Consider the following 12,820-nt stretch of genomic DNA (forward strand, 5'->3'; position numbering starts at 1 on the left):
TTCCTGCGGGTCAGCTGCGTTTAAGGCACGTGCATTACTTACCGGGCGGCATGACCGGCGGAACGAAGTCGAACGTCATTCCCAGCAGCCAGACGAGCAGCAGCACCACGGGCAGGTGGAACACAAACTGCAGGAACGTGAACCCCACGAGGTCCCGGGCCCGCAGCTTGAGCACGGCAAGCAGCGGCAGCATGAAGAACGGGTTGACCAGGTTCGGCAGGGCCTCGGCGATGTTGTAGATCTGCACCGTCCAGCCCAGGTTCATTTGCACATCCGTGGCGGACTGCATCACGTAGGGCGCCTCGACCAGCCATTTTCCGCCACCGGAGGGGACCAGCAGTCCCAGCAGGGCCGTGTACAGCGCGATCACGACGGCGAACCCGCCGCCGCTGCCGATGTCGGAGAAGAACTCGGCCAGATGAGCGGAGATCGTCATGCCTCCGTGGCCGGTGGCCTTGGTCAGGATTGCGGCCATCGCAGCATAGAGCGGGAACTGGACCAGGATGCCCGCCGTCGCGGGGACGGCCTTGGTGACCGCCTGCAGGAAGTTCCGCGGGGTGCCGTGCAGCACCAGGCCCAGGATCAGGAAGACCAGCAGGTAGCCGTTGAGGCTGCTCACCACAGTCAGGAAAGGTTTCGTCAGGAACTGCGAGATCAGCCAGCCGAGCGTCAGGATGCCGGCCAGGATGGGCAGGATCATGCTGTATTCGAGCCATTCGCCCGGTCGGGAGCGCGGCTCCGATGCTGCCGGTTCGTCGTCGAGGTCGACGCCGAGATCCTCCGCGGTGCGGATGGATCTGCCCTCCGGCGCCGAGAAATGCGCTATCACCGTGGTGAGCGCCATCAGGATGGCCAGGGTGAGCAGCGACTGCCAGGTGAAGATAGTGGTCCCGAAGTCCAGGATGCCGGTGATCTTCAGCAGGGCCGGCGGCAGCGAGGCCGCTGTGGCCTGCAGCTGCGCCGCCGACGAGGACAGGCCCAGCGCCCAGACGGCGCCGAGGCCCATGAAGGCTGCGGCGCCGAGCGCGCGGTAGTCCACGGTCAGGTCCTTGCGGCGGGCGATCGCGCGGGCCAGCAGTCCGCCGAAGATGAGGCTCAGGCCCCAGTTCAGGAAAGACACCGACATCGACATCAGCGCCACGAAGCTCACCGCGGTGCGTGCGGTCGCGGGGATGAGGGCCAGCCGGTTGATCAGCTTGGCCACGGGCGGGGACGTCGCCACAACGTAGCCGGTCAGCACCACCATGGCCATCTGCAGGGTGAATGCGGTCAGGTCCCAGAACCCGTTGCCGAAGGAATCGGCGATCGACTGCGGTGAAGCGCCGATGGCCAGGGCCGCCGCGGCGATGATCATGACGCCGGCCAGGGCGAAAACGTAGGCGTCCGGGAACCATTTCTCGGTCCACGCCGCCATCCGTTGGGCTATTCGGGCGAGGCCGCGTTCTTCGCCGATGCCGCTTTGCGTCAGGGCTGTGTTTGCCACAGAGGGGAACCTCTCCATTGAGTGCGATTTTGTACCCGATGGAGTTTAGTCAGGAGAGCCCGGATAAGCGGGCTTATGGGCGCCGGCCGCCCGCGCGCCGCGGGCCTTCGGCCTTATCCAGCCGCTGGCGCTCCTCCTCGGAGGGTGCTCCGCCGCCGAGCACGGCCGGCATCCACCACGCGCCCGGCGCCGGCGTCAGGGGAAAGTCCGCGATGCAGGCGTCAATACCGGATTGGAGGGCTGCGCGCAGCACGTCAGTGGCGGGTTGCGCGTCCCGGGCCGGGTCAGGATGCACCGGTTCGCTGACGTGGATCCGGACCGGGGCGCGCCAGGCGCGGGCGGGGGAGAACCCGTGGCGGCGGGTCATCAGCCGGTGGGCGCCCCACACGGATACGGCAATGATGGGCACCCCGGCCTCGGCTGCCATCCGCACCGCGCCGGTTTTGCACTCGCGTACCCTAAAGCTGCGGCTGACTCCGGCCTCCGGAAGGATCGCAACGTATTCGCCCTCGCGGAGTTTCTGCACGGCGGCATCGTAGGCGTCAGAGCCTGAACCGTACCCCACGACGAGGTGTCCCGCGGCACTGATCGCGGGGCCGGCAAACCAGTGGTCGGCCGCGCCCTGCGTGACCAGGAACCGCATCCGGACCTGACTGTGGCTCCACAGCAGGAGTTCGGCGAATGCGAAGTCGAGGTACCCGAAGTGGGTGATGGCGACCACGGCGCCGGAGCGCCGGCTGCCGCGGAGTGCCGGCTCCGGGAGGTGCTGCTGTCCGGTGACGATCACCCGGATCCGGAACAGGCGGCGCAGCGCCTGCCCGGTGCGGACAATGACGGCGTAGAAGCGGTCGTTGGGCGGGGGGCGCCAGGGCATGTCAGCGCCCACCGGGCCGGCGGGCGCCCGGCTGCCGTCCGCTGCGGTGCGTACGGGGCGGCAGCGGCACAAAGCCCGACGTCGATTCCACGTACTCCCTGTACCCGGGACGGGCCGACATGACCTTCTCGGTGAGCGGCTTGCCGGACTTGCCGGCGAGCAGCCAGATCATCAGGGCGGGGGAGAGGACCGTCAGCAACCCCGGCCAGGAATCGGCAGCGACGAGGAAAATCCCGGCCCAGACAGCGGCGTCGCCGAAGTAGTTGGGGTGGCGGGTGTACCGCCAGAGCCCGGTGTTGAGCACCGTGCCGCGCCGGGAGGAATCGGCTTTGAACGCCGAGAGCTGCCAGTCGCCGACCGTCTCGAAAACGAAGCCCACCGCCCAGAACACCACCCCCAGCCACGCCAGCCAACCGAGGGGGCCGGTGCTGAACATCCCCACCTGAACAGTGAGCGAGACAAAGAACAGAATGACGCCCTGCGGCAGGTACACCTTGCGCAGGGCGAAGACGTTGCGGGACCCGGGAGCGGCAGAGAGCATGTCCACATAACGGGGGTCCTCGTGGCCGCCGTGGGCACGGACGCCGATGTGGACCGCCAGCCGGATGCCCCAGACTGCCACGAGTGCCAGCAGCAGCAAGCGGCGGCCGCCGTCGCCCTCGCCGGCGGACAGCAGCCAGGAAATGCCAGCGGCCACGACGAAGCCGAGGCCCCAGACGGTGTCAATCACGCAATGGCGGCTCTGGCGGACGGCGACGGCAAAGGTCCCGGCCAGCAGTACAGCCAGGCCCGCTGCCACCCACGGCAGGCCCGCCAGGAAGGCGCCGAGCGGAAAATCCGGCATCACAGCACCACGGGAAGGCTGGCTCCGGCGGCCGGGAGCAGGCTGCGGAACGAACCGGCGCCGCCCCCGAGCTCCTGCCCAGAAGTGGCCGCGAAAGCGTCAAGAATGAAGCCGTTGGCCAGGGAGTTCCACAAACCCACCCGGCGGAACATGAAGTGTCCGGCGCCTTTGAGGGAGACGTAGTCCACGGACTCCGCGACGCCGTCGGCCCGGCGGGCGAAAGCCAGCGAGTTCGCGGGACTGGTCCAGCGGTCATTTGTGCCATGAACGATCAGGATCCGACGGCCCGCCACGGGCTCTACCGGCGTCGCGGCGTTGAGCCAGGGCGCCAGGGCGGCGACGGCTTCCACCTGCGGATGGTCCGCGACGCGCAGAGCCGTCAGACCGCCCATCGAATGGCCCAGGAGGTAGACAGGAACCCCGGGGTGTTCCCGGCCAATGAGCCCAAGCGCCCACCGGGCATCCTGGACGGGGGACATGTCCGCTCCGTTCCAGCCCCGGTACCTGTTCCGCAGGGTCCAGACGGCCAGGCCGTGGCCGCCGCCTCCCCTGCGGAGGGCGCGGGCGAACGGCAGCATCCGCGCAGGACTCAGGTGCCGGCCACGCACCGAGTCGAAGCTGTTCGCCCGCCCGCCGTGCAGGACCAGGGCCACGCCACGGGTGTCCCCGGTGGCGCCGGAAATACTCAGCACGGCCCTGGCGGCCGGCCCCGCGCCTGCCGTCCCGGGTTCGCGGTCGTCTATCTTGCGTATCGCCACGGGCGTATCCTCCACGTCTTGTTCATCTTTTCCAACCATAAGGCGCTCGGCCTGCAGTTCACGTTGTCCCCTCAGGACCTGGGCTCTTCCCCGGGTTCGCCCGGGGGCATGCCCACGGAGAGTTCGGAGCAGCACCCGTAACGGATGGGCGCGGCAGGCGCCGGCAGGTGGCGTGCACAGGACTCGCGGGTGCCCCGCCGGGGCATCAGGAAGCGCCGGCTCCGGCCTCTTGACGGGGGCCGGCCGGAGGAGTAGGACAGTGCTCGTAAACCTCCGGGCGTCATGCCGGCTGGGAGCACCAATCACCGTCCGGGTCGGAAACATCACGACGAAATCGACGGTACAGAAAATGAATGCAAGCAACTTTGACGGCCTGCGTGAGCAAGTCCGCGGGCAGGTGATCACGTCCGGCGACGCCGGCTATGACGAGGCCAGGACCGTGCAAAACGGCATGATCGACAAACGGCCGGCGGCGGTGGTCCGCGTCTCCCAGGTGGCGGACGTCATTGCCAGCGTCAACTTCGCGCGCGACCACTCCCTCGCCGTGGCCGTCCGCGGCGGAGGGCACAGCGGGCCGGGCTACGGCACCGCGGATGACGCGCTGGTCATCGACTTTGCCGGCACCCGCGGGGTCCGCGTTGATCCGGCCAGCAGAACGGCCCGGACCGAAGCCGGGGCGACGTGGGCGGACTTCAACCACGCCACGCACGCCTTCGGGCTGGCGACCACCGGTGGGATCGTGGGCTCCACCGGCGTTTCCGGACTGACCCTGGGCGGCGGGATCGGCTACTTGAACCGGAAGTACGGGCTCAGCTGTGACAACCTCCTGTCCGCCGACGTCGTGACCGCGGAGGGCAAGTTCCTCACGGCACGCGAAGGCGAAAACGACGATCTCTTCTGGGCCCTGCGCGGCGGGGGCGGAAACTTCGGCGTCGTGACGTCGCTGGAATTCCAGCTGCATCCCGTGGACATGGTCCACGCAGGCATCATCATCTACCCGCTGGAGCACGCAGAAACCGTGGCGAAGTTCTACCGTGAGCAGTTGGCGGCAGCACCGGAGGAGTTCGGCGCTTTTCTCGCCTTCCACCAAGGTCCGCCGGTCCCCTTCCTCCCTGAGGAGTGGCATGGGAAGCCCGTCTGCATCGTGGTGGGCATGTGGACCGGAGACCCCGCCGAGGGGCAGTCCCGCTGGCAGCCGTTCCTTGACGCCGCGCCCGTGGCAGGGTCCATGGTGGGCCCGATGCCCTATCCGGCCTTGAACTCAGCCTTCGACGGGATGTATCCCAAGGGGCTTCTGGCCTATTGGAAAGCTGCTTTCCTGTCTGAACTCAACGACGGAATCATCGACGTCCACCTCGATTTCGCCCGCCGGGTCCCCACCGTGCAGACCGCCGTGCATCTCTACCCGATCGACGGTGCCGTGCACCAGGTGGGAGCCGCAGACACGGCCTTCCCGAACCGCAGTGCCCGGTTCTCCCCGGTCATAGCCTGCCACTGGCAGGACCCCGCGGACACCGCGGCCAACATCGCCTGGGTGCGGGACTACGCAGCAGCGCTCCAGCCCTACTCCGAGACGGCCGGCTACATCAATTTCATGGACGGGGACGATCAGGGCCGGGTCGCGGAGAACTACGGGCCCAACTACGCACGGCTGCGGGAGGTCAAAGCCACGTACGATCCGCAGAACCTCTTCCACGTCAACCAGAACATCGTTCCTGCCTGACCCGGGGGCCGCGCCGCGGGGCGCCCCGCGGCGCGCCCGAACCACGCGCCCCCCAGTCACGCGCGCCCGAACCACGCGCGCCCGAACCACGCGCGCCCGATCAAGCGTGTCCGGGCGGGGCTGCCGGAAGCCGTAAAGTCTTGGGCATGAGGTTGAACTGCTGATGGGCGCCGGACATTCACACGCCCCGACCGGGCACACGGATCCGACGCCCCGGGCGCTCGCCGCCCGGAAGAAAGCCAACCTCATCCTGGCCGCCGTCCTGATCCCGCTGACGCTGCTGACGCTCGTGGCGATGGCTTTGCTATGGCCCTCCGGCAGCAAAGAAGGCATCACGCTCGCCAGCCCCTACGCCGCCGCGCCCGGGGTCACCTTCGACACCGGCAAGATCCAGCGCGTCGTCACCGGCAGCTGCATGGACGGGTCCCCGCAGGAACCGACCGGTGCCGGCGCCTCTCCGGCGCAGGGGTCAGAGTGCACCTTTGCCTTCACCGATCCGGACAAGGGCGGCGACCCCGTCAAAGTGGTGATCAACCCCGACGTCGCCAAGTCCCACGGGGTGAAGCCGGGCGACACCATCCGGTACCTGAACCTCGCCAAAGCCCAGGGCGCCGCCGCCCAGGGAACGCCCTCCTACGTCTTCGTGGACTTCGTCCGGACCATGCCCATCGTCTTCCTGGCGGTGCTGTACGCCGCCGTCGTGATCGCGGTGGCGCGCTGGCGCGGGTTCCGTGCGCTGATCGGGCTGGTCGGGGCCTACGCCGTGCTGGTCAGCTTCATGCTGCCGGGCCTCGTGGAGGGCAAGCCGCCGCTGCTGCTGGCGCTGGTGGGCTCCACCGTGATCATGATCGGGGTGCTCTACTTCGCCCACGGCTTCTCCGCCCGGACCTCGACGGCGCTGCTTGGCACCATGTTCGGGCTCACCATCACCGCGCTGCTGGCCGCGTGGGCAACCGACGCCGCCAATCTCGCCGGCGTGGGGAGCCATGACTCCGCCACCCTTTCCAATATCTCGGACAACATCTCCATCTCCGGCATCATTTTGTGCGGGCTCATCATCTCCGGCCTGGGCGTCCTGAACGACGTCACCATCACGCAGTCCTCAGCGGTGTGGGAACTGTGGGAACTGGCGCCGGAAACCTCCGCCCGGCAACTGTTCACCTCCGCCATGCGGATCGGGCGCGACCACATCGCCTCCACCGTGTACACCATCGCGTTCGCCTACGCCGGGGCGGCCCTGCCGGTGCTGATCCTGGTGATGCTCTACGAACGGCCGCTGGGGGATGCGCTGACCAGCGCCGAGCTGTCCGAGGAAGTGATCCGCACCCTCGTCGGTTCCGTCGGGCTGGTCCTGGCCATCCCGGTAACGACCCTGATCGCGGTGCTCGTGGTGAAGGCGACCGGCATCAGCCCGCGCGGCAGTTCCGTCCCCGCGGGCACCCGGCGCCCGGGCACCGGGGGGGAAGAACCGCCGCGGGGGATCGACGCCGCCGTCCCCGCAGGAGTTCTCGAAACGGCGCAGGCCGGGCTCCGCGGACGGCGCGCCGCAGCCCCGGACTGAGGCCCGGATTCCGCGCCCGTTTTCCACATAGCCGGTACCGACCCGGCCGATTTGCCCGGCTTTGAGACAATGAACAAGTGACTGTTGTAGCTACCCCTCCCGCCCCCAAGCTGGAACTCCCGCCCCTGAAGCTGGGTCCCCTCACGGTGGACACCCCCGTGATCCTGGCGCCGATGGCCGGCATTACCAACTCCGCGTTCCGCAGGCTGTGCCGTGAGTACGGCGGCGGCCTGTACGTTGCGGAGATGGTCACCTCCCGCGCCCTCGTGGAGCGCACCCCGGAATCCCTGCGGATCATCGCGCACGACGACGACGAGAAAGTCCGCTCCGTCCAGCTGTACGGCGTCGATCCCGTCACCGTGGGCCAGGCCGTCCGGATGCTCGTCGAGGAAGACCGGGCGGACCACATCGACCTCAATTTTGGTTGCCCCGTGCCCAAGGTCACACGGCGCGGCGGCGGCTCCGCGCTGCCCTGGAAGATCGACCTCTTCACCTCGATTGTGCAGACCGCTGTCAAGGAAGCCTCCAAGGGCAACGTTCCCCTGACCATCAAGATGCGCAAAGGCATCGATGAGGACCACCTCACGTACCTCGACGCCGGCCGCATCGCCCGGGACTCCGGCGTTGCCGCCGTCGCGCTCCATGGCCGGACCGCGGCGCAGTTCTACTCCGGCCAGGCCGACTGGTCCGCGATTGCCCGGCTGCGTGAAGCGCTGCCGGACATCCCGGTGCTGGGCAACGGCGACATCTGGTCCGCCGAGGACGCTATCCGCATGGTCCGCGAGACCGGCGTCGACGGCGTGGTGGTGGGCCGCGGCTGCCAGGGGCGGCCCTGGCTCTTCGGGGACCTCATGGCCGCTTTCGAAGGCAGCGATGAGCGGCACAAACCGGACCTGCGGCAGGTCGCGGAAGGGGTTTACCGCCATGCCCAGCTGATGGTCGAAACCTTCGGTGACGACGAAGGCAAGGCCCTGCGCGAAATCCGCAAGCATATGGCCTGGTATTTCAAGGGATACGTGGTCGGCAGCGAACTGCGCACCAAACTGGCCATGGTCACCAGCCTTGAGGTCCTGCGCACCACGCTGGACCAACTCGACCTCGATTCGCCGTACCCCGGCATTGACGCCGAGGGCCCGCGCGGCCGGGCAGGCTCGCCCAAGAAGCCCGCCCTGCCCAAGGACTGGCTCCTGGACCGCCGCATGGACGCCGATCAATCGCGCGAGATCAGCCACGCGGAACTGGACGTGTCCGGTGGCTGAAACCCGAACCACCGCCCCTGTGCTGGACGGCTACGTGGCGCGCGACACCGCCCGCTGGGTGCAGGAACCGGCCAAGTCCACCTACCGCTCCGACTTCGAACGCGACCGTGCCCGGGTCCTGCACTCCTCCGCCCTGCGCCGGCTCGGGGCCAAAACCCAGGTCGTGGCCCCGGACACCGATGACTTCGTCCGAACCCGCCTCACCCACAGCCTGGAAGTGGCCCAGGTGGGCCGCGAACTGGGCCTTGCCCTGGGCTGTGACCCCGACGTCGTGGACACTGCCTGCCTCAGCCACGACCTCGGCCATCCGCCCTTCGGCCACAACGGCGAATCAGCCCTCAACGAGGTCGCCCACGCGATCGGCGGCTTCGAGGGCAACGCCCAGACCCTGCGCCTGCTGACCCGGCTGGAGCCCAAGGTCCTGGCCGCGGACGGGCGTCCCGCCGGGTTGAACCTCACCCGGGCCAGCCTCGACGCCGCTGCGAAATACCCGTGGTCGGCGGCAAATGCCCCCGTCCTGCACGGCGAGCGGACCAGCAAGTTCGGCGCCTACGAGGACGACCTCCCGGTCTTCGACTGGATCCGTGAGGACGCCCCGGAGCGCCGTTCATGCCTCGAGGCACAGGTCATGGACCTTGCCGATGACATCTCCTATTCGGTGCACGACGTCGAGGACGCCATCGTCGCGGGGCACTTTCAATTGCGCTGGATGGACAACCCGGACCACCGCGCCCGGGTGGTCGGTTACGCCAAACAGTGGTACCTGCCGCACAACGACCCCGCCGCGATCGACGCCGCCCTCGCCCGGCTGGAAGCGACCAGCGTCTGGGTGCGGGAGGCCGACGGCAGCCGGAAATCCATGGCTGCCCTCAAAGACATGACCAGCCAGTTCATCGGGCGGTTTTGCCAGAGTGCGCTGGCGGCCACCCGCCTGGCTTACGGCCCGGAAAACCTCACCCGCTACAACGCGCAACTGATCGTTCCGGACGAGACCGTCATGGAGATCGCCGTCATGAAGGGCCTGGCCACCACCTTCGTGATGACCACGGAGCACCGTCAACCCATTTACGAACGCCAGCGTGAGGTCCTGCACGCCCTCGTCACGGCCCTGAGCGCCACCGGAGACCGCCACCTCGAGCCGATGTTCGCGGCGGACTGGCGCGACGCGGAGGACGACGGCACACGGTTGCGCGTCGTGATCGACCAGGTCGCCTCGTTGACCGACGGGTCAGCGCTGGCGATGTACGAGCGGCTCGTGGGCAGTCTGCCGTCGCTGTGGTAACTCCTCCGGTGACCGTGCCCGCGGACTCCTGCTCTGCGCCGATCCTGCCGCCGGGCGGAACTAGGATGGCAGTATGGCCGGCCTGATCAAACGTGACGATATCGACGAAGTACGCCAGCGTACGGACATCAAGGAAGTCGTTGACGGCTACGTGACCCTGAAGGGAGCCGGGCTCGGTTCCTTCAAAGGCTTGTGCCCCTTCCATGACGAGCGGTCGCCCTCCTTCACTGTCCGCCCCCAGGTGGGCCGCTACCACTGCTTCGGCTGCGGCGAAGACGGCGACGTCATTTCCTTCGTCCAGAAACTGGACCACACCTCGTTCCAGGAGGCCGTGGAGAAACTGGCCGCCCGCATCGGCTTCGAGCTCCGGTACGAAGACGGCGGCTCCGGACCCAACCGTGAGGACGTCGGCCGCCGGCAGCGCCTGCTTGACGCCCATAAGGTCGCGGACGAGTATTTCCGTGCCCAGCTGTTGACCCCCGGGGCCACCGAGGGCCGCAATTTTCTGCACGACCGCGGCTTCGACCGCGCCGCCGCCGACCAGTTCGGCGTTGGTTACGCCCCGCAGGGCTGGGATTCGTTGCTCAAACACCTCCGCGGCCGGGGCTACACCGACGCGGAGCTCAAGCTCACGGGGATGTTCTCCGAAGGTGGCCGGGGGATTTACGACCGCTTCCGCGGCCGCCTGATCTGGCCCATCCGCGACATCGCCGGTGACACCATCGGCTTCGGCGCCCGCAAGCTGTATGAGGACGACCAAGGCCCCAAATACCTCAACACCCCCGAAACCGCGCTCTACAAGAAGTCGCAGGTCCTCTACGGGATCGACCTCGCCAAGCGCAACATCGCCAAGGACCGCCAGATCGTCGTGGTGGAGGGTTACACCGACGTCATGGCCTGCCATCTCGCCGGGATCCCCACCGCAGTCGCCACCTGCGGAACGGCGTTCGGCACCGACCACATCAAGATCGCCCGCCGCCTGCTCTCCGACGACGGCAGCGGGGGGGAGGTCATATTCACCTTCGACGGCGACGCCGCGGGCCAGAAGGCGGCCCTGCGCGCTTTCGAGGAGGACCAGCGGTTCGTCGCGCAGACCTACGTCGCCGTTGAGCCCAACGGCGCGGACCCGTGCGAACTGCGCCAAACCAAGGGCGACGCCGCCGTGCGGGACCTCATCGGTACCCGGCGGCCCCTGTTTGAATTCGCCATCCGGGCCGCGTTGAAACGGCACAACCTGGACACTGTCGAGGGCCGGATCGCCGCCTTGCGCGAATCCGCCCCGGTTGTTGCCCAGATCCGCGACGCCGGTATCCGCCCTGCCTACGCCCGGGAACTTTCCGGCTGGCTGGGCATGCCGGTTGAGGAAGTCAGCCGGGCGGTGGGTGCGGCCGCCAAACGCGCTGCCCAGGCGCCGTCGGGTGGGAGCAGTTCCGGGCAGTACCCCGGCCAGGGACGGGGCCAGGGCCCAGGGAACGCCTCAGGCTACGCTGCAGGGGCTGGCGGCTCGGCGCCGGGAGTTGCCCCTGTGCCGCCGTCTGCCGGCCTGCCGGCGTTCAACCGGCCCGATCCCCGCGACCCCGTGGCCGCGATGGAGCGGCAGGCACTTGAGGTTGCCTTGCAGCAGCCCGGAATGCTTGAAGGCGAGACCTGGCAGCGCTTCTCTGAGGCGCGGTTCTCCACCCCTGCGTACCTGGCCATCCACGAGGCCGTCCGGGCCACGGGCCTGGCGTTCGCGGCCGATCCGGTGCGCTGGGTGGAACAGCTGCTGCAGGAGGTGCCTGAACCGCTGCGCCCCTTGGTATCCGAGCTCGCCGTCGTGCCGTTGCCTGCCAGCACTGCCGACGGCGTCACACGGTACTGCCGGGACATTCTGGCGCGCCTGTTCGAACTGCAGATCACCCGGGTCAAGGCGGACAAGATGGGACAGCTCCAGCGCCTGGACGCCTCTGCCGACCCGGAGGAGTTCCAGCGGCTCAACCGCGAACTGATGGAGCTGGAGATGCAGCGGCGGTCCCTGCGCGCCGAAGCCTGACCGATCGGAGCGGATCGCGGGGGATTCCGCCCCGCCGGCGGTCTCTGGTGGTCGGCCACCGGCGGCAATTTCGCTTCCATGCCGGGTGTTTGCTAGGCTTGTATCCGCTTCATTCCTCCTTAGCTCAATTGGCAGAGCATTCGACTGTTAATCGAAGGGTTGCTGGTTCAAGTCCAGCAGGAGGAGCGCGCAGTCCCCGTCCCAAGCTTTTGGGACGGGGACTTTTTTATACCCGGAGGGGGTATCGTGCCCGGTCTGCGGGCGTGCCGCCGGGCCGATTTCCTAAGCGGCTCAACCTTTGCTAATGTCGTACCTGCTTCATTCCTCCTTAGCTCAATTGGCAGAGCATTCGACTGTTAATCGAAGGGTTGCTGGTTCAAGTCCAGCAGGAGGAGCGGACAGGTCCCGCGGCCGGTGAGTTACCGGCTGCGGGACCTTTTTTGTGCCCGCCCAGCGTGATGGCAGGTTTCAGACGAAGTACATCTCCACCTGCAGGAACCGCTCGGCCTCCGCCACGGCTGCCTGGAATGCCTCGGCCTCAGTGGGGGACGTGCGGGGCTCACGCGGGTGCCACTCGTGCGGAGCGGAGTGGACCTGGGTGAAGCCACTGCCGGGCGGAGCGTAGAAAATGCCAAAGCGCTGGACGGGCCACTCGGGGGAAGTCTCGGGGGCCACCAGGAGCGCCGAGTCGTAGGCCGGGTTGTACCACTGCGCGATCGGGCGGCGGCGGTCCTCGGTGAACAGGCCAGCCGCGAACAAAGCCGCCGACTGCTGGCTGGTCTGGCTGCACAGGCGATCCCACCACAGGGGCAGGATTCCGGTGTCGCACCGCTGCCACGTGGCCGGTAGGGGCGGGGGACGATCCTGCCAGTGGGGCACATCTACAACCTTATCGCCCGCCATGGGGCGGCAACAGGGCCCGCGGACATTCCCGCTGCCCCGCCGGCCGGACATGCCCTTCGTTCGGGCTCACGGATGGACATAGCGTGTGTATGCCCCTTGCT

10 protein-coding genes and 2 tRNA genes are annotated in these 12,820 nt (G+C 68.1%); 7 read left to right on the forward strand and 5 right to left on the reverse strand.

Features of this window, described 5'->3' with window-relative positions; all coding sequences use genetic code 11:
* Nucleotides 1-34 precede the first annotated feature (34 nt).
* The 4 genes from VUN84_05390 to VUN84_05405 all read right to left on the reverse strand — a co-directional run bounded on the left by VUN84_05390 (nucleotide 35) and on the right by VUN84_05405 (nucleotide 3,959).
* Nucleotides 35-1,483, reverse strand: coding sequence for a TIGR00366 family protein (locus tag VUN84_05390; GenBank protein XAS65102.1), 1,449 nt, complete (start codon nucleotides 1,481-1,483; stop codon nucleotides 35-37).
* Nucleotides 1,484-1,556: 73 nt separating this feature from the next.
* Nucleotides 1,557-2,357, reverse strand: coding sequence for a lysophospholipid acyltransferase family protein (locus VUN84_05395; GenBank protein XAS65103.1), 801 nt, complete (start codon nucleotides 2,355-2,357; stop codon nucleotides 1,557-1,559).
* 1 nt (nucleotide 2,358) lies between these two features.
* A complete protein-coding gene (locus VUN84_05400) occupies nucleotides 2,359-3,201 on the reverse strand; it encodes a DUF1295 domain-containing protein (protein ID XAS65104.1) in 843 nt (280 codons plus the stop codon).
* The gene (locus VUN84_05405) at nucleotides 3,201-3,959 is read right to left on the reverse strand and encodes an alpha/beta hydrolase (protein ID XAS65105.1); all 759 of its coding nucleotides are present in this window, start codon (nucleotides 3,957-3,959) and stop codon (nucleotides 3,201-3,203) included. The genes VUN84_05400 and VUN84_05405 overlap by 1 nt, the downstream gene beginning before the upstream one ends.
* A gap of 349 nt (nucleotides 3,960-4,308) precedes the next feature.
* Here VUN84_05405 and VUN84_05410 point away from each other — a divergent pair, with 349 nt between their 5' ends.
* The 7 genes from VUN84_05410 to VUN84_05440 all read left to right on the forward strand — a co-directional run bounded on the left by VUN84_05410 (nucleotide 4,309) and on the right by VUN84_05440 (nucleotide 12,211).
* Entirely contained in the window at nucleotides 4,309-5,682 is a 1,374-nt protein-coding gene (locus VUN84_05410; GenBank protein ID XAS65106.1) for an FAD-binding oxidoreductase, read from the forward strand.
* 163 nt (nucleotides 5,683-5,845) lie between these two features.
* On the forward strand, nucleotides 5,846-7,243 hold the full coding sequence (locus VUN84_05415; protein ID XAS65107.1) for a YibE/F family protein: 1,398 nt from the start codon (nucleotides 5,846-5,848) through the stop codon (nucleotides 7,241-7,243).
* 77 nt (nucleotides 7,244-7,320) lie between these two features.
* Entirely contained in the window at nucleotides 7,321-8,502 is a 1,182-nt protein-coding gene (gene dusB / locus VUN84_05420; GenBank protein XAS65108.1) for a tRNA dihydrouridine synthase DusB, read from the forward strand.
* Nucleotides 8,495-9,784 (forward strand): deoxyguanosinetriphosphate triphosphohydrolase, encoded by a 1,290-nt coding sequence (locus VUN84_05425; GenBank protein ID XAS65109.1) that lies wholly within the window; start codon nucleotides 8,495-8,497, stop codon nucleotides 9,782-9,784. The genes dusB and VUN84_05425 overlap by 8 nt, the downstream gene beginning before the upstream one ends.
* Before the next feature lie 73 nt (nucleotides 9,785-9,857).
* Complete coding sequence (gene dnaG, locus VUN84_05430) at nucleotides 9,858-11,816, forward strand: DNA primase (protein ID XAS65110.1); 1,959 nt, start codon at nucleotides 9,858-9,860, stop codon at nucleotides 11,814-11,816.
* A 113-nt stretch (nucleotides 11,817-11,929) separates the two neighbouring features.
* Nucleotides 11,930-12,002 (forward strand) — tRNA-Asn (locus tag VUN84_05435).
* A gap of 136 nt (nucleotides 12,003-12,138) precedes the next feature.
* Nucleotides 12,139-12,211: transfer RNA gene (locus tag VUN84_05440), tRNA-Asn, on the forward strand.
* A gap of 73 nt (nucleotides 12,212-12,284) precedes the next feature.
* On the opposite strand, the gene VUN84_05445 is transcribed toward VUN84_05440, so the two are convergent.
* Nucleotides 12,285-12,695: a hypothetical protein gene (locus tag VUN84_05445; protein ID XAS65111.1), complete on the reverse strand. Its 411-nt coding sequence runs from the start codon at nucleotides 12,693-12,695 to the stop codon at nucleotides 12,285-12,287.
* Nucleotides 12,696-12,820 lie beyond the last annotated feature (125 nt).

It is taken from the genome of Micrococcaceae bacterium Sec5.8 (assembly GCA_039636775.1).
Classification (GTDB): domain Bacteria; phylum Actinomycetota; class Actinomycetes; order Actinomycetales; family Micrococcaceae; genus Arthrobacter.